General features: G+C 63.1%; 23 protein-coding genes. 9 read left to right on the top strand and 14 right to left on the bottom strand.

The window, feature by feature from the left end:
• Positions 1–99 precede the first annotated feature (99 nt).
• The 9 genes from J2046_RS07345 to J2046_RS07305 all read right to left on the bottom strand — a co-directional run bounded on the left by J2046_RS07345 (position 100) and on the right by J2046_RS07305 (position 8,065).
• Positions 100–1,269 carry an alpha-D-ribose 1-methylphosphonate 5-triphosphate diphosphatase gene (locus J2046_RS07345; protein ID WP_210050863.1) on the bottom strand — a complete coding sequence of 390 codons (1,170 nt, stop codon included), beginning with the start codon at positions 1,267–1,269 and terminating at the stop codon, positions 100–102.
• Positions 1,256–2,005 (bottom strand): phosphonate C-P lyase system protein PhnL, encoded by a 750-nt coding sequence (locus J2046_RS07340; protein WP_325169731.1) that lies wholly within the window; start codon positions 2,003–2,005, stop codon positions 1,256–1,258. Before J2046_RS07340 ends, J2046_RS07345 begins: the two co-directional genes overlap by 14 nt.
• Positions 2,006–2,020: 15 nt before the next feature.
• Positions 2,021–2,851, bottom strand: coding sequence for an ATP-binding cassette domain-containing protein (locus J2046_RS07335; protein WP_210050594.1), 831 nt, complete (start codon positions 2,849–2,851; stop codon positions 2,021–2,023).
• Positions 2,851–3,762: an alpha-D-ribose 1-methylphosphonate 5-phosphate C-P-lyase PhnJ gene (locus J2046_RS07330; RefSeq protein ID WP_210050593.1), complete on the bottom strand. Its 912-nt coding sequence runs from the start codon at positions 3,760–3,762 to the stop codon at positions 2,851–2,853. The genes J2046_RS07335 and J2046_RS07330 overlap by 1 nt, the downstream gene beginning before the upstream one ends.
• A complete protein-coding gene (locus tag J2046_RS07325; protein WP_210050592.1) occupies positions 3,759–4,856 on the bottom strand; it encodes a carbon-phosphorus lyase complex subunit PhnI in 1,098 nt (365 codons plus the stop codon). Before J2046_RS07325 ends, J2046_RS07330 begins: the two co-directional genes overlap by 4 nt.
• A complete protein-coding gene (gene phnH, locus J2046_RS07320; protein ID WP_233469604.1) occupies positions 4,856–5,401 on the bottom strand; it encodes a phosphonate C-P lyase system protein PhnH in 546 nt (181 codons plus the stop codon). Before phnH ends, J2046_RS07325 begins: the two co-directional genes overlap by 1 nt.
• Positions 5,402–5,403: 2 nt before the next feature.
• Positions 5,404–5,862: a phosphonate C-P lyase system protein PhnG gene (locus tag J2046_RS07315; RefSeq protein WP_210050590.1), complete on the bottom strand. Its 459-nt coding sequence runs from the start codon at positions 5,860–5,862 to the stop codon at positions 5,404–5,406.
• Positions 5,863–5,877: 15 nt separating this feature from the next.
• Complete coding sequence (gene phnF / locus J2046_RS07310) at positions 5,878–6,657, bottom strand: phosphonate metabolism transcriptional regulator PhnF (protein ID WP_210050589.1); 780 nt, start codon at positions 6,655–6,657, stop codon at positions 5,878–5,880.
• 178 nt (positions 6,658–6,835) lie between these two features.
• Positions 6,836–8,065, bottom strand: coding sequence for a flavin-dependent oxidoreductase (locus J2046_RS07305; RefSeq protein ID WP_210050588.1), 1,230 nt, complete (start codon positions 8,063–8,065; stop codon positions 6,836–6,838).
• Positions 8,066–8,131: 66 nt separating this feature from the next.
• On the opposite strand from J2046_RS07305, the gene J2046_RS07300 reads away from it, so the two are divergent.
• Both J2046_RS07300 and J2046_RS07295 read left to right on the top strand, forming a co-directional pair.
• Positions 8,132–8,281: a hypothetical protein gene (locus tag J2046_RS07300; protein ID WP_210050587.1), complete on the top strand. Its 150-nt coding sequence runs from the start codon at positions 8,132–8,134 to the stop codon at positions 8,279–8,281.
• Positions 8,282–8,340: 59 nt separating this feature from the next.
• The gene (locus tag J2046_RS07295; RefSeq protein WP_210050586.1) at positions 8,341–9,273 is read left to right on the top strand and encodes a GlxA family transcriptional regulator; all 933 of its coding nucleotides are present in this window, start codon (positions 8,341–8,343) and stop codon (positions 9,271–9,273) included.
• A gap of 13 nt (positions 9,274–9,286) precedes the next feature.
• Here the strand turns inward: J2046_RS07295 and J2046_RS07290 are convergent, their stop codons facing one another.
• From J2046_RS07290 to J2046_RS07270, 5 genes are read right to left on the bottom strand one after another with little or no spacing between them, the layout of a single operon-like run.
• Positions 9,287–10,213: a dihydrodipicolinate synthase family protein gene (locus J2046_RS07290; protein WP_210050584.1), complete on the bottom strand. Its 927-nt coding sequence runs from the start codon at positions 10,211–10,213 to the stop codon at positions 9,287–9,289.
• Positions 10,214–10,250: 37 nt separating this feature from the next.
• Positions 10,251–11,129 (bottom strand): SMP-30/gluconolactonase/LRE family protein, encoded by an 879-nt coding sequence (locus J2046_RS07285; protein ID WP_210050582.1) that lies wholly within the window; start codon positions 11,127–11,129, stop codon positions 10,251–10,253.
• Entirely contained in the window at positions 11,126–11,956 is an 831-nt protein-coding gene (locus J2046_RS07280) for an NAD-dependent epimerase/dehydratase family protein (RefSeq protein WP_210050580.1), read from the bottom strand. Before J2046_RS07280 ends, J2046_RS07285 begins: the two co-directional genes overlap by 4 nt.
• A 43-nt stretch (positions 11,957–11,999) precedes the next feature.
• Positions 12,000–12,719, bottom strand: a complete 720-nt coding sequence (locus tag J2046_RS07275; protein ID WP_210050578.1) for a FadR/GntR family transcriptional regulator — start codon at positions 12,717–12,719, stop codon at positions 12,000–12,002.
• Positions 12,719–13,432 carry a ribonuclease activity regulator RraA gene (locus J2046_RS07270; protein WP_210050576.1) on the bottom strand — a complete coding sequence of 238 codons (714 nt, stop codon included), beginning with the start codon at positions 13,430–13,432 and terminating at the stop codon, positions 12,719–12,721. Before J2046_RS07270 ends, J2046_RS07275 begins: the two co-directional genes overlap by 1 nt.
• A gap of 193 nt (positions 13,433–13,625) precedes the next feature.
• On the opposite strand from J2046_RS07270, the gene J2046_RS07265 reads away from it, so the two are divergent.
• From J2046_RS07265 to J2046_RS07235, 7 genes are all read left to right on the top strand, one after another.
• Positions 13,626–15,575 carry an ABC transporter substrate-binding protein gene (locus tag J2046_RS07265; RefSeq protein ID WP_210050574.1) on the top strand — a complete coding sequence of 650 codons (1,950 nt, stop codon included), beginning with the start codon at positions 13,626–13,628 and terminating at the stop codon, positions 15,573–15,575.
• Between the two features lie 121 nt (positions 15,576–15,696).
• Positions 15,697–16,683, top strand: coding sequence for an ABC transporter permease (locus J2046_RS07260; protein ID WP_210050572.1), 987 nt, complete (start codon positions 15,697–15,699; stop codon positions 16,681–16,683).
• 9 nt (positions 16,684–16,692) lie between these two features.
• Complete coding sequence (locus J2046_RS07255; RefSeq protein ID WP_210050570.1) at positions 16,693–17,814, top strand: ABC transporter permease; 1,122 nt, start codon at positions 16,693–16,695, stop codon at positions 17,812–17,814.
• 7 nt (positions 17,815–17,821) lie between these two features.
• Positions 17,822–19,582 (top strand): ABC transporter ATP-binding protein, encoded by a 1,761-nt coding sequence (locus tag J2046_RS07250; RefSeq protein ID WP_210050568.1) that lies wholly within the window; start codon positions 17,822–17,824, stop codon positions 19,580–19,582.
• On the top strand, positions 19,579–20,796 hold the full coding sequence (locus J2046_RS07245) for a mandelate racemase/muconate lactonizing enzyme family protein (protein ID WP_210050566.1): 1,218 nt from the start codon (positions 19,579–19,581) through the stop codon (positions 20,794–20,796). Before J2046_RS07250 ends, J2046_RS07245 begins: the two co-directional genes overlap by 4 nt.
• Positions 20,797–20,810: 14 nt before the next feature.
• Positions 20,811–21,998, top strand: coding sequence for a galactarate dehydratase (locus J2046_RS07240; protein ID WP_210050564.1), 1,188 nt, complete (start codon positions 20,811–20,813; stop codon positions 21,996–21,998).
• On the top strand, positions 21,913–22,875 hold the full coding sequence (locus tag J2046_RS07235; RefSeq protein ID WP_325169730.1) for an aldose epimerase family protein: 963 nt from the start codon (positions 21,913–21,915) through the stop codon (positions 22,873–22,875). The genes J2046_RS07240 and J2046_RS07235 overlap by 86 nt, the downstream gene beginning before the upstream one ends.
• Positions 22,876–22,885 lie beyond the last annotated feature (10 nt).

Here is a 22,885-nt window from a genome sequence, read left to right as displayed (position 1 = left end):
GTAAACGTTCGAAACTTTCAAATGATTGCTCTAATTATTGGAATAAATAACCGCCTGTCGTGCGCAGGCCGGGCCTTTGGGGCCGGCCTGAGATGCTTTTCATGCAGCCACTCTGCGACGATTGCCAACGGCCCCATCCGACCAGACCTCCTGCCCCGCTCGGATGGTGACGCGCAACCTCGGCATCCTGCCTCTTTCCGCGATGACGAGATCGGCGCGCAACCCTTCTTCGATACGGCCGCGATCCGACAGTCCGAGGGCCGCCGCCGGATTCGCGCTGGCGAGCGCCACGGCAGCCGGCAATCCGCCGTCGCCGATCTCCGCAAGCGCCAGCACGGCGGGCAGGATCGCGGAGGGGTGATAATCGCTGGCGAGAATATCGAGCACGCCGGCCGCAAAGGCCTCGCGCGCCGAGAGATTTCCGGAATAAGAAAGGCCGCGCAGCGCGTTTGGTGCGCCCATGGCGGTCGCAAGGCCGAGGCGACGGGCTTCGGCGGCCACTTCGAGCGTGATCGGAAATTCGCTGATCGCCACCCCGAGGCCGTGCATCAGCGATACTTTTTCGAGCGTGTCGTCGTCGTGCGAGGCAATCGAGACGCCCTTCTCCCTGGCCAGTTCCGCCAGTCCCGTGACGACATGCGTTGCATCGCCATGGGCCTCGCGCTGGGCCATTCGCTCCTTCACCATCTCGACGGCGGCCGCGTAGTCGATCTTCCTCGCCTTCGCCATGTTGCGGGTGTGGATTTCGAGATCGCGATATTGGCCTTGTCCCGGCGTGTGATCCATCAGCGAGATCAGGCCGAGCGCGCCGGCCGCCATCAGCTTTTCGGCGACTTCCACCGCGGATGGGAAAGTGATCTCGAAACGGGCATGGACCCGATGGTCGACGAGGAGTTCGTCGCGCATTTTCCCCAACGTCTCGATCATCATGGTCGTATGCTCGACGGAGCGGACATGGCCATAGGTAGCCGGCGTGAAGGCGAGTGCCGCATAGGCGGTGGTGACACCGTTGGCCGCGAGTTTCTTGTCGAGATCGTAGATGCCGAGTTCGAGCGGCATGCGCACGTTGGCGCGGGGCTCGATCTCCTTCTCGATCATGTCGCCATGCATGTCGACGAAACCGGGCAGGAGGAGCCGGCCATCGCCACTGATATCCGCATCCGCTACGGGCGTATCGCGGATCTCGGCGATCAGCCCGTCTTCGATCCTGACAGCCCCGCATTCTATCACCCGATCGCGCAGGACGATCTCGAAATCACTCAGCCACATCCTCTTCTGCCCCATCTGCAATCCTGATTGTTTCCAGTTGAATTTCCCGGTCGATCAGACCGGCTACGTCTTCGGGATGATGGAAGACCCCGATCATTGCAACACCGGAGGCCTTGAGTTCGGCCAGGCGCCCGACCAGCGCCCGGCGCGCCGAGCGGTCGAGCGAGGCCGTCGGCTCGTCGAGCAGCAGAAGGCGCTGCGGCAGGATGAGCGCGCGCGCAAGGTTGACTTTCTGCTGTTCTCCTCCCGAAAATGTCGAGGGATAGGCTGGCCAGAGCTGCGGCTTGACACCGAAGGCGGCAAGCCAGCGGCGGGCTTCCGACAGGGCCTTGGCGCGCGGCGTGCCGGCAAGCCTGAGGGGCTCGGCGACGATCTCGTCCGCGGCCACGCGCGGACGTGCGTTGAGGAACTGCGTGACAAAACCGATCTCCCGCCGGCGCAGTAGGGCGATGTCGACATCGGCGGCGGCCGCGAGGTCGATGACGCCTTCCCGCGTGTGATAATAGGCATGCCCCGCGCGCGGCAGGTAAGATCGATAGAGGGTCCGCAGAAGGGTGGATTTGCCCGCGCCGTTTTCCCCCTTCAACAGGATGAACTCGCCCTCGTTCAGCTCGAAGCCGATGTTTTCGAAGGCAAACAGGGTACGCTTCAGATGATGCATTTCGAACTGTTTCGAAAGGCCTTCGACGCGCAGCACCGGCGCAGGTGACGGCGTCGCGGATGTGTGAATGTTCACGTTCGCCTCTTCACGTCAGAGTTTCGCATGCACGAGCTGCTGGGTGTATGCATGCTGTGGGTCCTGGAATATCTGGTCGGCGAGCCCCTGCTCCACGACCTCGCCGCTCCGCATCACCATAACCCGGTCTGCCATCGTGCGTATGACGCCGAGATCATGCGAGACGAGTACCATGGTGATGTTGCGGTCGCGCTGCAACGTCTTCAGCGTGTCGAGGACGAGGGCCTGGACGCTGACGTCAAGACCTGTCGTCGGCTCGTCGAGCAGAAGCAATGCCGGTTCGAGCGCGATCGCCTTGGCGAGCTGGACGCGCTGCTGCATTCCGCCCGACAGTTCGGAAGGCCGCGCGTCCATGCGCGTCAGCGGAAATTCGGAGGCGTCGAGCGCTTCCCTGGCGCGCTGGCGTAAGGCAGCGAAGTTGCGTTCGCCGGCGATCAGCAATCGCTCGGCGACATTGCCGCTGCTGCTGTGTTTCATCAGCAGGCCAAGATGCGGGTTCTGGTAGACGATGCCGATATGGTGCGCTCTGAGCATCCTCCGCTGGAAGCGGTCGAGCGTAAAGAGATTGTCGTCTACCCGCCCGGGAAGCGCCAGGTGATAGGTGCCGGCATCGGGCGTATCCTCGAGGTTCATCATCCTCAGCAGCGTGGACTTGCCGGAGCCGGATTCTCCGACGATGCCGAGCACTTCCCCTGGATAGACGATCACATCGACGCTTCGAAGCGCCTGCACGTCGCCGTAAGTACGGCTGATGCCGCCCATCGTCAGGATGGGCGCTGCCGTCATCAGTCGCGGAGGCCGGTGCCGGATGGCCGGCGTGCGGCCATCGAAGAATGCGTCGGCCATCATTCCATCCTTCCGTTCTTGTACCAGGTTTCGCCGAGCGTCACCGGTTCGCCTTCCGCCTTGCGGATGCTCTTGATGCCGAAATGACTGTCGGAGAGCTCATAGAGCGACGAGCCGTCGTCCTGCGGCAGCTCGTTCATGAAGAAGCCTTCGACCCCGCTGCGGTAGCAGGTCTTGTCCTGGTGATCCTCGACGCGATAGGGCACGTCGTCGAAAACGAGCGGTTCGACGCTGGTATGGGGCGGCACCGCGAAGATGCGCTTTTCCCGCCCCGCCGAAAGGATCGTCAGGTGGTCCGCCTGGTTAAGCTTGGGCACGTCCCAGCGCGGGATCGGCGACGGGGTCATGACATGGCGGCCGTTGACCATGCTGGGATAGCTCGATCCCTGCATGATCCGCCCCGATCTGACGAGTTGCTCATAAAGGATCAGCCAGAGCTGGCCATAGTCGGCATCACCATGCATTTCGCGGGCGATCGACATGTCAGGCTGGACCGGGCGCAGCGGCTCCGGATTGGGAACCTGCAGCACGAGAATCTGATCCTCGCGGAGCTTTTCCTCCGGAATGCGGTGGCGGGACTGGATGATCGTCGCCTCGGTCGTATCACTCGTCTCGGTGGCGCCGCCGACCTTGGCGAGGAACTTGCGGATGCTGCTGGCATTGACCGAATCGTCCGCCCCCTGGTCGATCACTTTCACCACCGAGTCCGGTTTGAGAAGCGTGAGCGTTACCTGCAGCCCGCCGGTACCCCAGCCGCGGGCAATCGGAACGTCGCGGCTTGCATAGGGCACCTGGTAACCGGGAATGGCAACAGCCTTGAGCGTGCGTCGGCGAATTTCGCGCTTGGCCGATTCATCGAGAAAGCCATAGTTGAAGGCCGACCATGGCTTGGTCAGTTCATTGATTTTCACAGCAAAACCTCGTCTTCCTCTGGTTGCATTTCCGTCTCGGGCTTTGCCTTTGCGATGGCGGCTTCCTGCTGGTCCGTTTTGACCCGGCGCAAGGCGTCGAGGCTCGACTGGAACGTCACGTAATGCGGCAGCTTGAAGTGGATGCAGAAACCGGAACCTTCGACCGGCTCCGTATGATAGAGCACGAATTCCTCGTTCGACGCCGGATGCGGGTTCGGCTGGTTCGAAGCAAGATCGAGCGTCGCGGCGGCGATCACCTTCACCTCGTTCCAGCCGAAGGTAGCCGCAAAACCGAGCTCCAGTTCCCTCGCCTTGGAGATCACCTCCGTCTGGCTGATGCGGACGCGGCCGGCGCTGAAGATGGTTCCGCGTGGATGGCGCATGCGCACCGGTGCTTCGGCAAGCCGCAGTTCGTTGACAGTCGGGTGAACCGAGCCGTAGCCCCGCATCGTCGAATAACCGAGCGCCAAAGTCCCGCCCGTGTCTGCGCGCGCCAGGCTCTGCAGCTTGTGGGCGCGGCTTGTCGGGAAAAGCAGCGGTTCGCGGGTAACATCCGGAATGTCCTCCGGCGGCACGGTTTGAGCCGGATGGTCGGGGATAAGTCCCTGCGCCTTCTGCCAGGCAGCGAGCGAGGGCTGGGTCGCCGGTGCGGGTTCCTTCGCGGGCTCGACCGCCGGCGGTTCGTAGTTCTGGCCGTTCAGCACGCCGACCTGCAGCAGGCGGTGGGAATAATCGAGCGTAGGCCCGAGAATCTGTCCGCCGGGAATATCCTTGAAGGCGGCGGAAATGCGCCGGACCGTGAAGAGATCCGGCTGCGTCACCGGTTCTGCAACGGCAAGCCGCGGCTGGGTCGTCCGGTAGGCCCGCAGCAGGAGCACCGCCTCGTAGAGGTCGCCTCCAGCCTGCGCCAACGCAAGCGCGGCAAGGTCGGGTTCGTAGAGCGAGGCTTCTCCCATCAGCCTGTCGATCAGGTAGGGAAGGCCCTCGCGCATGGCATCCACCCGCTCGCGGGTGATGATGCCGAGATCTCCTCGGTAGAACCTCTCGGATTGTTCGATGGCGCGTTCGCCGCCTCTCGTTGCCACATAGGCCATCACAACACCTCGATCTTGGTTGAGCGGGGGATGCCGATCAGCCGGTCGCCATCCAGGACGTAGAGATCCCATCCGAGCGGATAGTGGATGGAACTGGCGCGCATCCGCCAGAAGGACGGATGGACGCCGTCGATCCGGATGGTGAGCGATCCGCGTATGCCGGGACCAATTAGACGCAATGCCTGTCCCGCGCCGAAACGGGCTGACGCAAAAAGCGTGGCTGCCTCGTCTGGATAGGCGAGCGTGCCGATGCGCAACCCCGAGAGCATGGCCACATCCTCGGCAGTTGCGAGCGGCGCGAAGACATAGTCGGTGTTCTCGATGGCGGCGGGTTTCCCGCCCGTCAGCATGAGCAGTTCGGAAAGCGCGACGTCATCCGCGGCGTGGAACGTACATTCACGATCGATGAGGGTTTCGGCTATGGCTCGAAAGCCGGCTGTGGGAAGGCGGCGCTCCAGCCCGGGACGGGCGAGCGCCCACATCAGCTCTTCGAAAGCCGCATTGGTGCGGATGTCCCCGGCGGTCGGAAGGATGGACAAGGTCATGGTCAGAAGGTCTCCATCTGCACGCGTGTCGCCTCGACCTTCCTCAGCCGCTCGCGATCGCCCTCTTCCTGATGGGCCTTTTCGGAGTCGAGAAATTCGAGCACCAGCTCGCCGGAATGCTCCGCCGCGATTGCCGCATCGATGACGGCGATCGCCATGGCATGCTCCAGGTCGCGGCCGATGACCGCGCCATAGCCCTCGACGTTTCGCTCGGGCACGCGGATATGGGCTTCGGCGAGCAGGACTTCGCCAAGATGGAACGCCGTGTCGCGGACCGTGTCGACCATCGGCAGCATGGCAAGGCCGGTGCGGTTGACGAGCACGTCCACATCCCCGAGCCCATCCAGAAGTGCTTCCGCGCAGGCCTTTATCCGGGCGGGCCGGCTGGCTGCCATGATGCTCAGTGTCTCGCCGTGGCTGTATGAGCCGATGAGCGGCTCTGAGTCTTTGAGATCAGTCATGCTTCCTTACTCTTCCTAGGCACCGGCCGCCGCATCGGCGTTGCCGGGCTCTTCGTCGTAATCGATCGCGAACTGGATACGCTCTCCCGCCCAGACGGTTTCCGAATAACCGATCGGGCAGCCTTGCATGTCGACATCGACCTTCTGGACCACGAGCACCGGCTGTTCCTGCGACTGTGCCAGAAGGCGTGCCTCCTCGGTGATCGGGAGGCGGGTGAAGATCGTGGTGTGATGGCGCAGGTAATCCGGAATGCCGAAGTCCCGGTAGATTTCGGTCACCGATACGCCCGCATGCCGGCGAATGTGCATGTTGGGAAACCGGCTGACCGGGTGATAGGCGCGACTGACGGTGATCGGGACATCGTCGGCAAAGCCTCGCCGGACGATCATATAGACCGGGTCACTTTCCGGTATCCGAAGCGCGGCGGCCACGATGGGCGGCGCCGGGATTTCCAGTTCCTCGACCGGCTGGCCCGAGGGAACGCGCCCCTGTTCCTTGAGGTTCTTGCTGAACCTCGTCCGGCGCGCGATGTTATAGCGGATGACGGACTGCTCTTCCACGAAAGTGCCGCGCCCCTGTTCGACACGGACTTTTCCTGCGCTGGCGAGTTCGGCAATCGCGCGCCGAACGGTATGTCGCCCGACGCCGAACCGATGCATGATCTCGATCTCGGTCGGCAACCGGGCTCCGGGGCCAAGCGTTCCGGAGGCGATGTCCCTGCTGATCTGTTCTTCGACTGTCTGCCATTGCCCCCATTTGGAGCGGATGGCTGGCGCTTCAGATATCTCAATCATTCGGATGAATCCTGAATTCATTCGGATGATTATGCCTGTAACAGCTTCAGGTGACAATTATGTGTAGGACGGCAGGTGCTCGATATCTTATTCGCAAAGCGCAAACTCGATGCTTCGGGCCGAAGCCGCCGGTACTCCTCCCGGTAGCTGGTCACGACGTTAATATCTTAAAAGGCGGTCATGGTCGCGCGAATCCGGCTAATGAAGCGTAGCCGCGAACGACGCTCTTGCGCTCTTCGTAGGAGGCGATTGCATCGATGTCGTCAAACCCGCCGGGCGCGCGGGCTTCGATCATGTCGATGACGCCCTCCGGTCCGCCCCGTCGGTTGGCGAGCACTATATCGGATGTGGCAGGCCGGCGCTCGGCATCATAGGCCAGAAGCGCAGCCTCGATTTCACCGGCCTTCTGCAGATGCGTGGAAATGCTTTTCGCATCGAGAATGGCTTGGCTCGCGCCGTTGGAACCCACCGGATACATGGGGTGGGCTGCATCGCCGAGCAGCGTAACCCGCCCGAACGACCAGCGGGGCAGCGGGTCGCGATCGCAGTTGGGATATTCGTAAAAGCTGCCCGTCGCCTCGATGATCGCCGCCGGGTCGACGAAATCCAGATGGAACCGGTCGCGCACGAAGGGCAGCACTTCGTCCATGATGCCGGATCGGCTCCAATCTTCCCGTCGCAAAGGTTGCGTGCCCGTCTCGGCGGTCTTCGCCATCACGGCCCAGTTCGTCAGGCGTCTCTCTGGCTCTTCCGGATCCGCCTCGATCGGGTAATAGACGAATTTCGCGAAATTGCCGCCGGCGATCGCCATCGTGCGCCCGTCCCGCCATGTTGGCCATTGCGTAGCACCGCGCCACAGCATGATGCCGCTCCAGACCGGCGAACCCTCGGCGGGATAGAGCGCGGCTCGCACGGCGGAATGGATCCCGTCGGCGCCGATCAGAAGATCGCCCCGGACCTCGCCACGGGAGCCGTCGCGCCCGGTCAAAAATGCCGTGACGCCGTCGGCGGTCTGCTCGAAGCCATCTATCCGGCATCCGGTCCTGAGGGCGCCCGGGCCAAGCCGGTTGACCACGGCCCGGTATATCAGCCCCAGCAGCTTGCCGCGATGGATGCTGAACTGCGGCACGTCGTAACCGGCATCGAGGCCTCGCAATTCCTGCCACACGACCTGCCCGAACCGGTTTGCATAGATGAGTTCGCGCGTGCGGATACCCGCTTCGTCGAGGTCCGCCATCAGCCCCAGATCGACCAGTTGACCGACGGCATGCGGAAGCATGTTGATGCCGACGCCGAGCTCGCGCACCTCCTCGGCGCGTTCGAAGATTTCGACCTCAATTCCCGCCCGATGCAGGAAAAGGGCAGTGCTCAATCCGCCAATTCCGGCCCCTGCTATCAATACCTTCATCGCTGGTTATCCTCCCTTGGCCTGCCAGACGATCGGCCCACTCCTCCCGCAAAGGGAATCGGTCGTGTGGCCGACGCGGCCGTCGCCGCAGGCAGCGAGAAAATCCAGACGCCGCCGATCGCCAGCAAAAGTGCGATCACGCCCAGGACGCTCCACGACAAAAGCCGCCAGTTCATGATCGCTAGCCTCGGCTCGTTCCTTCGTGTTCCGGCTTGAAAGCGAGACTACAACTGCTACGTTCTGTCTGGAATGACATAAATCGGGCATTTCCTGCCATGCGCCGAGCGATCGCCATCGTCATCTTTCCGGGTTTCCAGCTACTGGATGTGGCTGGCCCGACGACGGCTTTCGAGATAGCCGAGCGGTTTCGACCGGAAAGCTACAAGCTGACGCTGATGGCGCCCGGTGGAGGTGAGATCGAAAGTTCCTCCGCGCTGAAGCTCACGGCCGGGCCGCTTCAGGGAGGGCGTTTCGATACAATCATCGTCTCGGGTGGTGATATCATCCGTTCCATGCCGGCGTTTCAGGAGATGCTGGCATGGCTGAAGCGCGTCACGCCGCGACGGACGGCGAGCGTCTGTTCGGGTGCCTATATCCTCGCCGAAGCCGGCTTGCTCGATGGGCGTCGCGCCACCACCCATTGGGGCAATTCGGAGGATTTCGCCCGACGCTATCCAAAGATCCGGCTGGACGCGGAGCGCATCTTCATCAGGGATGGCGATGTCTGGACGTCTGCGGGCATTTCAGCCGGTATTGATCTGGCGCTCGCGCTGATCGAGGACGACCTCGGCCCGGAGATCGCTCGTCGGACGGCGCAGCAGCTTGTGGTGCATCAGCGACGGCCGGGCGGACAGTCGCAGTTTTCGGCACTGACGGAACTGGGCGGGCGGACTGGCCGTTTCATGGACCTGATCGAGTGGATGCGCAAGAACGTCGCCGAGCCGCTGACTGTGGAACGCCTTGCCGACCGTGCGGCCATGAGCCCGCGCAATTTCGCCCGAGCCTTCTCGGCTGAAACCGGCCTGACCCCGGCAAAGGTCGTGGAGCGTCTGCGTCTTGAGACCGCGCGAAGGGCGGTCGAGACAAGCCATTCCCCGCTTGAGCACATCGCCGAGGCCACCGGTTTCGGAGACTCTGGTCGTATGCGCCGTGCCTTCATTCGCAACTTCGGCCAGCCGCCTCAGGCTCTGAGGCGGCTGGCGAGGTAGACCATACTGCAGATTATACTGCGGTATCGAGTTTTCTGCCTTTCGTTGCCCAGCTCTTGAGAAGGTCCGCAAGCTTTACCCGGTCTTCCGGATCGAGCCTCGGCAGGCCGGGAAGGCGTACGTCCCCGACGGCGAGCCCCATGATGCCGACGGCCTCCTTGACGACCGTGACATTGGCGCCGTTGCGATATTTGGTGCGCATGCGCTCGAAGGGCTCGATGAGCGCGATGATCCGGCGGGCCTCGGCGAAGTCGCCGCTTTCGAGCGCAGCATGGATGGCGAGTGAAAATTGCGGTGCGACATTGACGAGGCCGGACGTGAAACCCCTCGCGCCGGCGGCGGTGAAGGCCGGCGCCCAGCTTTCCGCCAGGCCACAGACGAAGAGCGCATTGCCGGGATCGGAGGCCGCAATGGAACGCGACAGCAGGAGGATGTCCGTCGTCGCGAACTTGATGCCGGCGATGTTCGGATGGTTCGCCAGCCGCATCATGTCGTCGAGGCCGAAGCCTTCGGCTCGCACATAGGCGACGAGCGGCAGGGGTGATTCCTCCGCAAGCCCGCGAAAATAATCGACCTGTGCGGCCGGCGCCGCGAAGGGATCGACGGGCTGATGCGACATCACGGCCGAGGCGCCCACGGCTTTCGCGGCTTTCGCCATTTCGATCGCTTCGCGCAGCGAGCGGCCGACAGCCGCCGTCACGGGTGCTTTGCCGTCGACGCCGGCGACGGCCGCCTCGATGACGGTGCTGATTTCGGAGGGTGTCAGCGTATAGAACTCGCCGGTATTGCCTGCCGCCACGATATTATGGATTCCGGCGGTCGCCACGCGTGCATAGACGGTTCGTGTCGCATGGGCGTTCACCTCGCCATCGGTGCCGTAGGCAGTGATCGGCACCCCGGATATGCCGGTCAGTGCTTTTCGAAAGTCCCGGATGTTCATGATCTTTCCCTCTCCTGGTTTGCGGAGACAATTGGTTTCAAATCGCAAAACGGTGGACCGGCGTACCTTGAATGCCGGCTTCGAAGGCAAACACCGTCCCCTGCTCGAAAGTGCCGTTGTTGTCGGTCGAAAGGGTGGTCACATAGATCGTGCCGAGGTCCGGCCCGCCGAAACAGGGCATGGTCGGTGATTTCGCCGGCACCTTGTAGATCTCGATGACCTCGCCATCCGGCGACAGCCGGTTGACGCCTCCCGATAGAACGCCGGCGATCCAGTAGAAACCGTCCGCATCCATGGCCGCGCCGTCCGGGCGGCCTTCTTCGGGCGTGAAATCGTGGAGCCGGCGCGGCGGGCCGGTCAATCCCTTTTGCGGGTCGAAATCGAAGACCTGGGCAAAGAGCCCGCTGCTGTCGGAATGGTACATCGTCCGGCCGTCCGGGCTCCAGGCGAGGCCGTTGGAGGTCAGAAGCCCGTCGGTAATGATGGCGAACGTGCCGTCCGGCATGACCCGGTAGAGGCGCGCATTGCCGGTCTGCGGGATCGCTTCGTCGCGCGTGCCCACCCAGAAGCATCTGTCCGGCCCGACCTTGCCGTCATTGAGCCGGCTATCAGGTCGGCCGCCATCGGGATTGCAGAGCAGTTTCATGGTTCCGGTCTTCGGATTCATGATGTGAACGCCGGTTTCCAACGCAACCGCGATATCGCCGCTTTCGCAAAGCGCCAGGCAGCCGATCTTGACGGGCATATCGAAACGGTCGACCCGGCCGTCGGCTTTGAGGCAGATGGCTGCCGGCGCGAGAATGTCGACGAGCCAGAGATCGCCGGTCCGGTCGTCCCATGTGGGGGATTCACCCACCTTCAGGGGAAAATCGATAACGCGGCGGACGTCGGGGGTGATGATCTTCGTCTCGCTCATGACGGCGCTCCCGAGGGCACGACCAGCCCATCTCGGTCACGCAGCCGGATTTGTCCATCATGGTCGGGTTCGCAGAAGCCGCCGCCCTGGAAGAAGGCGGCCACCTCGCTCTCGTTCGCCCGTTCGATGCGCAGGTGGTCGCGCGCATTGTCCTCGGGTCGATAGCCCAGGCGTTCTGCGAGTTCGTCCCGCCACCAATTGGCATCGGTGCGGGACATGCCGTAGACCACGGCGGCGGCAATATCGGGATGGGTGAGCCCGATCTTCACGAGCTGCCAGAGGTCGCGGGCGCTGATCCAGATCGCCGCCGAGCGCTCACTGTTGGGATAGACGCCGGCGTTGCCGATACGGATCGAAAGCGTGCGGATACCGGCCGTGTCGTAGTAGAGCCCGGCCATAAGCTCGCCCCAGCATTTCGATAGCCCGTAGCGGCTGTCCGGGCGCGGGATGTCGAGGGGCGAAATCGTTTGCGAACGGGGATAGAAGCCGGTCGCGTGATTGCTGGAGGCGAACACCATGCGGCCCACGCCGTTTGCCCGTGCCGCCTCGTAGAGATTGTAGGTGCCGAGAACGTTGACGCGCAGCACGTCATCGATTTCCCCCTCGCGCGGAATGCCGCCGAGATGGATGATGCCGTCCATGCCTTCGAGCGCCCTGCGCAGGGCGTCGGCATCGGAAAGGTCGGCCTCGAAGAAGCTCTCGTTGGAAGCCAGGCTTTCCGGCGCTTTCAGGTCGATGAGCCTCAGATGCTCCACATCGGGGCAAAGAAACGTCCTGAGCTGCGAGGCGATATGGCCCGCACCGCCCGTCATCGCGATCCGTCTCAAAATACTCCTCCTCCCGGGCGCCTCCCCGCGCCGTGTCCGGAACTTAACTTCCCACGCCCTGGAACATGCGGGCGCGTGCATTCAGGATATGAGTCTTCATCGCGTCATGCGCTTCCTGTTCCCGGCGTGCCAGAATGGCCTCGACGATCGCCGTATGCTCATCCTGGACGGCGCGGACATGCAGCGGGGTCCTCTTCAGGCTGAGGCTGCGCGTCACCGACATGCCGATTGCGAAATGCGGCCTGAACCATTCCCTGACGATTACATGGAACTGGTTGTCGGTTGCCATCGCGATCGCGTCATGCAGTGCCTGGTCTTCCTCCGCCCCCAGTTCGCCGACCTCAAGACATCGTTCGAGCGCCTCGAGTGCTGCGGTGATCCTGATCTTGTCGTTGACCTGCCAGTTGCGGGCCGCAAGCTCGGCAGCCTCCGCTTCGAGCCCGGCGCGGAATTCGAAGAACCGCTGCACGTCGGCAAGCGAGCCCACCGGCACTTGCTTCAGGACCGAGGAATCCGGCCGTTGCCGCACATAGGAGCCCGAGCCCTTGCGCGAAACGATCAGCTGGTCGGCCCTCAACCGCTCCAGCGCCTCGCGCACGACCGGCCGCGAAGCCCCCAGCATGACAGCGAGGTTGGGTTCTGATGGAAGCCGTTCGTTGACGGGAAAGCGGCCGTCGGCAATCATGCTCACGATCTTCTCGTAGATGATGTCGCTGAAGCGAGGTTCGGTCTTCGCCGCCGCTATCACGCTAGGCTGGTCCATCAGCGTCCCTTTTCACGTCTCCATTCGCGGAACTCGGCCTCGGCTTCCGGTCCGGGCGGATAAAGCCCGAAAATCCCCCGTCCCGCCTTCACGCGTTCCTCGACGAAATCCTCGAAGGCCGTCTGCTCGACTGCCTCGTCGGCCACTTCTTTAGCCATGGCGGCGGGAATGACAACCACGCCTTCGTCGTCGCCGACGATGATATCGCCGGGATAGACGGGCACATCGCCGCAGCCGATCGGCTGATTGATGTCGAGCGCGTGATGGCGGATGAGATTGGTCGGCGCCGAGGGGGCCGCGTGATAGGCCGCGAACGGCAACTTGGCGATGTCCGGCGTGTCGCGGAAGCCGCCGTCGGTGACGACACCCGCCGCCCCGCGCATGTAGAGCCTTGTCATCAGGATGGCGCCGGCCGAAGCCGCGGTCGAGTCCTTGCGGCTGTCCATCACCAGCACATGGCCGGGCGGGCATTCCTCGATGGCGCGGCGCTGCGGGTGTGTGCGGTCGGTGAAGACGCCCACGTGATCGATGTCCTCCCGCGCCGGGATGTAGCGGAGTGTGAATGCCGGCCCGACGAGCCGGGGAGCATCCGAGTTGATCTTGTGGATCCCGTGAATGAACACGTTCCGAAGCCCGCGCTTCAGAAGGATCGTGGTCAGTGTGGCGGTCGAAACCGTCTTGAGCTTTTCCCGTGTTTCCTCAGCGAATGTCATCCGTCTTCCTCCCACGCAGTCATGAGGCCGCTTCCGCCTAGAACTATTTAATCTGTAAAAATCTGTCAATACTTGTAATCATCTGAAAAGCGGCTTATGGTCCTCGAGCCGATCGGATGGAGGGTCCGAGGCGATGGCGGCTGGGAGGCCGCTGGAGCCATCCGGTGGTTCTGGAGGACATGGGAGGACTTCAATGCGCGACGATGAGTTCATTTCTGCCGGCGTAACCCGCCGGACGTTTCTGGCAGGGGTGGGCGGAGCTGTCGCCCTTTCCGTCGCCGGTGGCAGTGCTAGGGCCGCCGGTGGAAAGGAGGCGCCGCAGCTGGCTGCCCTCGTGAAGGAGGGAAAGCTTCCGCCCCTGGCGGACCGGCTGCCGCAAAACCCGATGGTCGTGACGCCCTATGAGAAGGTCGGCGGCTATGGCGGCACGTTGAGGCGCGGCCTGCGCGGCTCGTCCGACCATAACGGCATCCTCCGCATGGTCGGCAATCAGAGCCTCGTGCGCTGGAACCTGGAGTTCACGGAGGTTCTTCCGAACCTTGCGGAGAAGTGGGAGGTCAATGACGATGCCTCGCAATTCACGTTCCATCTTCTGAAGGGCGCGAAGTGGTCCGACGGGCATCCATTCACGGCCGATGACGTCGTCTTCGCCATTGAGGACGTCGTCAAGAACAAGGAACTTTACAGCGCGACGCCGGCGCAGATCGTGGTTGGCGGCAAGCCGGTCACCGTCGAGAAGATCGACGATTACACCGTAAAATTCACCTTCGCCGCGCCGAATGCGCTTTATCTCGAAAACCTGGCGACGCCGCTCGGGCAGCATCCGACGCTCTTCGCGAAGCATTACTGCAGCAAATTCCTGCCGAAATATAACGCCAATCTGGATGCCGATGTGAAAGCGGCGGGCGTGACGAGCTGGACCGAGCTTTTCCGGGCGAAATGCGGCGATATCGAAATCCCCTCCCGCTGGGCCAACCCCGAAAAACCCGTTCTCGATCCCTGGGTGATCAAGGAGCCCTACTCCGGCGGGGCAACCCGTGTGTTGATGACCCGCAATCCGTACTTCTGGCAGGTCGATACGGAAGGCAACCAGCTCCCCTATATCGACGAGCTGAACTTCGGCATCTCGCAGGACGTCGAATCGCTGATGCTGAACGTCATCTCCGGAAAGATCGATATCCAGGAGCGCCACATCAACAGCCTGGCGAACAAGCCAACCCTGTCGCAGAATATGGAGAAGGGTGACTACCGGCTGTTGTCGCTGGTTCCTTCGGCGGCTCAGCAGTGCTCGCTCTATCTGAACATGACCCACAAGGATCCGGCGATGCGCAAGATGTTCGCCGACAAATCCTTCCGTCAGGCGCTGTCGATCGGCATCAACCGCCAGGAGATCATCGACATCATCTATTTCGGCCAGAGCGAAGGTTACCAGACCGGTCCGCGTCCGGGCCATCCCTGGTATCATGAGAAGCTGGCGCGGCAATTCACGGAATACGATCCGGACAAGGCCAATTCCATGCTGGACGCGGCCGGCCTGGACAAGAAGAACGGCAACGGCATTCGCCTGCGCCCGGACGGCCAGCCTGTCTTTTTCGCTGTCGACGTCATCCCGACACTCTATCCGGACCTCGTCGACGTGCTGGAACTGGTGAAGGCGCATTGGGCGCAGATCGGCATCGACATGAAGGTCAACACGATCGAACGTGCACTCTACTACACCCGCGGCGATGACAACGCCCACGACGCGCAGGTTTGGCCCGGCCCCGGCGGGCTCGACCCGATGCTCGACCCGCGCGACTTCTTCGCCTTCCACCCGCAGGGTTCCCGCTATGCCATCCCGTGGACGCTCTGGTACACGTCCAACGGAGAGAAGGGTGAAGAGCCGCCGGAAAGCCAGAAGAAGCGGATGAAGCTCTATGACGAGGCCCGCTCGACCGCCGATCTCGACAAGCGCGGAGCGATCATGAAACAGATTTTCGATCTCGCCGCGGAGGATTTCGAGGTCATGGGAGTTTGCCTGGCGGTCGGTGGTTTCGGCGTGATCCGCAACAACCTCCGTAACGTGCCGGAGAAGCAGCCTGACAGCTGGTCCTGGCCGAATCCCGGTCCGGCCCTGCCGCAGCAGTTCACCTTCACAAGCTGATTTGTCTTGCCGGTGCCGCCGCTTTAGGCGGCGGCACTTCTCCAAATCCTATTGCCCAGGTGCCGTGGCGAGAGCTTTTGCTTTACGTCGGTGGCCGTGCAATCCGAATTGCGAGCGCTCCATGCTGAAATTCGTCGTCAAACGCCTTCTCTGGATGATCCCATCGCTGTTTGCGGTGAGTTTCCTGGCCTTCGTTCTGATCCAGCTTCCGCCCGGTGACTTCGTCACCACCTACATTGCGACGCTTGCCTCTTCGAACGAAGTCATTGACCAGAATACCGCTGCGTCCCTGCGCGAGCGCTTCGGGCTCGATCAGCCGATGCTGGTGCAGTATCTCAAATGGATATGGGGCATCGTCACCCGCGGCGATTTCGGCATCTCGTTCGAATGGCAGCAACCCGTTTCGGGCCTCATATGGGAACGCATGGCGCTGACGCTGGTGCTGGCGCTCGCAAGCCTGATCGCCACCTGGGCACTAGCGCTGCCGATCGGTGTCTACTCCGCCGTGAAAAAATATTCGATCGGTGACTACGCCTTCACAGCCTTCACCTTCTTCGGGCTCTCGATCCCGTCCTTCCTGCTCGCTCTGGTGCTGATGTATGTCGCCGCCGTCGAATTCGGCGCCGATGTCGGCGGCTTGTTCTCGTCGGAATACGAGACCGCGCCCTGGAGCATCGCCAAGATGTTCGATCTCCTGACGCATCTGTGGCTGCCGGTGGCGATCCTGGCGGTGTCGTCCACGGCGAGCCTGATCCGCGTCATGCGCGCCAACATGCTGGACGAGTTGCCGAAGCCCTATGTGACAACGGCGCGGGCCAAGGGCCTTTCCGAATTCCGGCTGCTCGTCAAATATCCGCTGCGCATCGCGCTCAACCCGTTCATTTCGACGATCGCCTGGCTGCTGCCGAACCTGATTTCCGGTTCGGTCGTGGTGGCGATCGTCCTCAATCTGCCGACGGCAGCACCACTGCTGCTCCAGTCGTTGATGGCGCAGGACATGTATCTCGCCGGCGCGTTCGTGCTCCTGATCTGCGCGCTCACGCTGATCGGCTCGCTGATCAGCGATATCCTGCTGGCGCTGGTCGATCCGCGCATCCGGCTCGAATAGGAGGGCGATATGGCCGACATTGCCATCACTAATATCCGTCCGGACCGCGCCGCAGTCGCTTCGCAATGGCAGCTCATCTGGTGGGCTTTCAAGCGGCACAGGCTTGCCATGGTCGCGCTCTTCGTCACGGTCGCGATGTATATCGTCGCCGTCGTGCCCGGCTTCTTCGCGATCAACGATCCGATCCAGCAGAATGCTCGCGCGACGTTCCATCCGCCGCAGGCCATCCACTTCTTCGACACGACGAAGGGCTTCGAATTCGGGCCGCACTACTATCCACTGAAGCTCACCCGCGACCCGGAGACGCTTGCGGCCATCTTCAAGGAAGACACGACTCGGCGGATTCCGATTACCTTCTTCGGGCGCGGCTACACCTATTCCGTCTTGGGCCTGTTCGAAACCGACATCCACCTGATCGCAACGACCGACAAGGCGCATCCGCTCTTCCTGTTCGGCGCCGACCGCCTGGGCCGTGACGTCTACAGCCGCACGGTGCAGGGCGCGCAGATATCGCTGTCGATCGGTCTCGTCGGCGTCTTCCTGTCGCTGCTGCTCGGCATCGTGCTCGGCGGCATCTCGGGCTATTACGGCGGCCGCATCGATTTCGTCATGCAGCGGGTGATCGATTTCGTGCTCTCGCTGCCGACGATCCCAATCTGGCTGGCGCTCGCCGCGGCACTGCCGCAGGGCTGGCCGGCCACGCTGCAATACATGATGATCACCATCATCCTGTCCTTCACAGGCTGGGCGCAGCTTGCCCGCGTCGTGCGCGGCCGGTTTCTGTCGCTTCGCACGGAAGAGTTCGTGGCCGCGGCCCGCCTCGACGGCGTGCCCGAGGGCCGCATCATCTTCCGGCACATGCTGCCGAGTTTCGCGAGCCACATCATCGCGTCGATGACGCTCGCCGTGCCGGCGATGATCCTCGCCGAGACGTCTCTCTCTTTCCTCGGCCTCGGCCTGCAGCCGCCGACGATCTCCTGGGGCGTGCTCCTGCGCGAGGCGCAGAACATCCGCTCCATCGCGACGGCGCCATGGCTCTTCATGCCGGGGGCTGCCGTCGTCGTCGCCGTCATGGCGCTCAATCTCTTCGGCGACGGCCTGCGTGATGCGGCCGATCCCTACAACAAATGAGGCGCCGATGACCGATATTCTCACCATCGCACCCCGCCCCTCGATCACAGCCGGCAAGCCGCTACTCGAAGTCAGGAACCTGGTGACGGAATTTCCGTTGCGTACCGGCATCTTCCGGGCGGTCGACAATCTCTCCTTCTCGATCGAACCGGGCAAGACGCTCTGCGTCGTCGGCGAGAGCGGATCGGGTAAGTCGGTGACAGCCCGTTCGATCCTGCAGATCATCGATGCGCCCGGCCGCATTGCCTCCGGCTCGATCACGCTCAACCGTCAGGACGGAAGCTCGCTCGATCTCGCGAAACTCGATCCGCGCGGCAAGCTTATCCGCTCGGTGCGCGGCGCCGACATCGCCATGATCTTCCAGGAGCCGATGTCGTCGCTCTCACCGGTGCATACCGTCGGCGACCAGATCACCGAAGTGCTCCGCCTGCACCTGAAGATGAGCAAGGCGGAGGCCAGGGCGGAGGCGATTTCGCTGTTGCGCCAGGTGGAAATCCCGGATCCCGAAAAGGCGCTCGACCGCTACGCCTTCCAGTATTCCGGCGGCATGCGCCAGCGCGCCATGATCGCCATGGCGCTCGCCTGCAAGCCGCAGCTCCTGATCGCCGACGAACCGACGACCGCCCTCGACGTGACGACCCAGGCCGAAATCCTCGATCTGATCTCGCGGCTCCAGAAGGCCCACGGCATGGCTGTGCTGTTCATCACCCACGACATGGGAGTGGTCGCCCAGATCGCCGACGACGTTCTCGTCATGCATCACGGGGTGATGAAGGAATACGGCCCGGTCGACGAGATTTTCCATGCGCCGAAGGACCCCTATACGCGCATGCTGATCGGCTCGGTCCTGAAGCTGGAACAGAAGGCGGAAATCCGGCTTGCGCGGCCGCCGCTCGACACCACTGCCGATCCCATCCTCGACATCCGCAATCTGACCATGGAGTTCGGCGAATTGAAGGCGCTGAACGATGTGTCGATCGCCCTTCTGCCGGGGGAAACGCTCGGCATCGTGGGCGAGAGCGGCTCGGGCAAGACGACGATGGGCCGCTCGATCATGCGGCTCTATGATCCGACCGCCGGCGAGATGCATTACCGCCGCGCCAATGGCCAGGTCGTTGACCTCGCCAGGCTGGAAGGTGCGGAGCTGAAGGCGGCGCGCCGGGAACTCCGCATGGTCTTCCAGGACCCGTTCGGCTCGCTCAATCCGCGCATGACCGTCGCCCAGGTCATCGGCGAACCGCTGCTCGTCAATGGCATCGCCAGGGGCAGGCAGCTCGACGAGCGCGTTTGCCATCTCATGGAGCAGGTCGGCCTCGATCCGGCAACCCGCGAGCGTTATCCGCACGCCTTTTCCGGCGGCCAGCGTCAGCGCATCGGCATTGCGCGCGCAATCACGCTCAACCCGCGCGTCATCGTGGCGGACGAGGCGACCTCGGCCCTCGATGTCTCTGTTCGCTTCCAGGTGCTCGATCTTCTGATGCGGCTGCAGGATGAGCTTGGCCTCGCCTATATCTTCATCAGCCACGATATCGGCGTCATCCGCTACATGTGCGACCGGGTCGGCGTCATGTATCGCGGCAGGCTCGTCGAGATGGGCGAGGCGGAGAAGGTCTGCAATACGCCCGACCATCCCTATACGCAGGCGCTGATCTCGGCCATTCCCCGGCCGGACCCGCGCGATCGCGACCACTCCCGGCGGTTCCGCTACACCGAACCCAGTCCCTATACAGAACCCAGCAACGTCAAGAATGGAAGTTCCGCACGATGAAGATCACGGGAATTCGTACCTTTCTCATGCATGCCGGCCAGCCGCACCGCTCCAAATGGGCATCCGACGGACATGCGAGCCACGTCACCCAGCACAAGCTCGAAGGCACGCGCAACTGGCTCTTTCTGAAGATCGAGACCGACGAGGGCATCACCGGCATCGGCGAGTGCTCCGGCTGGCCGCGGGTCATCGAGACGGCCATCAAGGATCTCGCGCCGCTTCTTATCGGCGAGGACCCGGCGCATATCGAAAAGCTCTGGCAGAAGATGGCGATCGCCATGATGGGCCACGGCATGCTCGGCACGGTCGGTGGCGGCGCCATGACCGGCATCGACATGGCGCTGTGGGATATCAAGGGCAAGGCGCTCGGCGTGCCGGTCTGGAATCTGCTCGGCGGCAAGGTTCGCGACCGCATCCCGATCTATTCGCATGCCAACACGGTGGAGCAGGCGCTCGCCGTCAAGGAGCGCGGCATCAAGGCGCTGAAATGCGGTGGTGTCTCCGATCCGGTCCGCAAGGTGGACATGCTGCGCGAGGCGGTCGGCGACGAGATGGATATCGCGATCGACCTGCACGGTCCGCCGTGGATGACGCCGGCCGATGCCTGCCGCTTGGTGCGCAAGCTGGAACCCTACGAACTGCTCTGGGTCGAGGACCCGATCGCACCCGACAATATCGAAGGCTACCGCCGCATCCGCGACGCCGCACACATCCCACTGGCATCGGGCGAGCGCACCGCGACCATCTTCGGCGAGCGGCAGTTCATCGAGGAGGAACTGGTCGACGTCATCCAGCCGGATACGGGCCGCGCCGGCGGCATCACCCAGATGAAGAAGATCGCTGCCATGGCGGAAGCCCATCACATCCAGATGGCGCCGCATTCCGGCTCGCTCGGACCGGTCGCGGAATATGCCGCGCTGCACGTGCTCGCCTCGATCCCGAACGCGCTGATCCTGGAGCGCATCGACGACGACTGGGAAGGCCGCCAGCATGTGATCGTGCCGCATCCGGTGCAGGAAGGCGGATCGATTGCCGTGCCGGATGCGCCGGGCCTCGGCTGCGATATTGACGAGGAATTCGTCGCCCGCTTCCCGAGCGATGGCAACGTCTCGGTGCCGGTGCAGGAAAGCGGAAACTCCTACAATCCCGGCACCTATGGCGAACGCCTCTATGTCCAGACACGACTGTCGCGCCGGCATTATTTCAACACGTGAGGGATGTCTGAAGGATGAAGATCGATCGCATGCGGGTCTTCATGACCCGCGACAAGGATCGGCCGCGTGTCATCGTCGCGCTCGATAGCGACGACGGGCTCACCGGCTGGGGCGAATGCTACAACCACGGGCCGGACAAGGCCTTGCCGCCGCTCTTGGACTATCTCTACGGCTTCATCGCGGGCCAAGACCCGACGCGGGTGGATTTCCTGGTCAACCTGATGATCCAGCAGAGCCGGTTTCCACCGGGCGCGTTGGGTCTGGCGGCGATTTCCGGGCTCGACCATTGCCTTTGGGACCTCGCGGCGAAGGCGGCGGGCGTGCCGGTCTACAAGCTTTTGGGCGGCGAGGTGCGCGACCGGGTCAAGGTCTATGCCGGCGTCTATACTGCGCCGGACGTGCCCGCGGCGAAGGAGGAGCTGGACCGGCTGAACGAGGAATGGGGCTTCACCGCCTTCAAGCTCAGCCCGTGGCGGATCGATATCCACGCCAACCGCTGGGGTGAGGTGGTTCGCACCTCGGCGGAATATTTCCGGACTTTGCGGGAGGCCGTGCGACCGGAATATGAGATCGCCTTCGACGCACATGCCAAGATCTACGAGCCGGCGGCGGCCCGCCAGCTCGGTAACGCGCTGGCGCCCTACGACCCGCTGTTCTTCGAAGAGCCGCTTAGGCCCGAAAACATCGACATGTGGGGTGACCTGAAACAGGGCCTGAACTGCACGCTGGCGACGGGGGAATCGCTTTATAACCGCAACGAGTTCCTGCGGCTGCTGCAGGTGAGGGGCGCCGATCTCATCCAGCCGGATATCTGCGTCGTCGGTGGTATCTCGGAAATGAAGCGGATCGCGACGCTGGCGGAAGCCTTCTTCGTGGGCGTCGCGCCGCACAATCCGATGGGGCCGCTTGCGACCGCCGTCAACGTGCATTTCTCGGCAGCGCAGCAGAACTTCAAGATCCTCGAATACCGGCTGCCCAAGGGGCAGGCCTATATCTATGGCGGCACGCAGATCGAGAAACGGGAAGGCGAGACGCGTTATGTCGTCGATCCCTATCTGCCGAAGGACGGCTATCTCGAACTGAGGCCTGAGCGTCCCGGCTGGGGCGTAGAGATGGATGAGAAGGCGATGCAGGAAGAGGGCTATATCCACTGGCAGCGGCGCGTGCCGAAGCGCCCAGACGGGTCCTATGCCTTCGCCTGATTGGCCCGGGAGCTGGACAGGCATAAGGAGCGGACCGCTTGAGGCCCGCTTCCTCCCCGAAAACGGCGGGCGCATGACCCATCTCGTCCACGACCGGTTTGGCGACATCCTCGTACCGACCGAAAGCCCCGAATTCGATCCGCTGAACTGGCCGAAGGTCGGCGCCTATCCCCTGTTCCCCTATCATAACCGGCTGGTCGGTGCTGCCTTCGAGCATGAGGGCCGGCGCTATGAAGTCCCGCCGCATCCAGCACTTGGGAGCGATGCACAGCACGGTCCTGCTCACCGTCGGCCCTGGCATCTGGTTTTGCATGAGCCGGACCGGATCGAATTGGCCCTGGACTATCAAGCGGATGCCGACTGGCCTTTCGATTTCCGCGCCGTGCAGCGTTTCACACTCGCCGACGACCGGCTCGACGTGAAACTCTCGCTGACGAATACGGGAAATGGCTCCATGCCGGGTGGTTTCGGCTGGCATCCCTATTTTTCGGCCGGCCTCGGGAATGCTGTCTCTTGCGATGCGCTAGAAATCTGGCCGGTAAGCTCGATGGGCATCCCGAGCGGAGCAGCACCGCAAACGCGCGACGCTGACAAGCCGTTTCCTGGCGAGGGCTTTACGGCTTTCCTGTCGGAGTGGGGGTCTGCGACGGCGACCCTCGATGGCGGCGCCGAAGTGACCGTTACCGCCGGCCCGCAACTGCCGCATATCGTGGTGCACCGGACGCCGGGCTACGTCTGCCTGGAACCGGTCAGCCACGTCGCCGGCGTCTTCGGTTTCCCGCCGGAAGCAAGGGCGTCCGCGGGCCTTTTCGTTCTGCAGCCGGGGGAAGAGCGGTCGGCCCGCCTTTCGGTTGGCATCAACGGCAGCGCCGCCTGATATCCATCGC

It is taken from the genome of Neorhizobium petrolearium (genome assembly GCF_017873175.1).
GTDB lineage: Bacteria > Pseudomonadota > Alphaproteobacteria > Rhizobiales > Rhizobiaceae > Neorhizobium > Neorhizobium petrolearium.
Note: the sequence above shows the minus strand (reverse complement) of the source record. Positions and strands in the feature narration are given on the sequence as shown.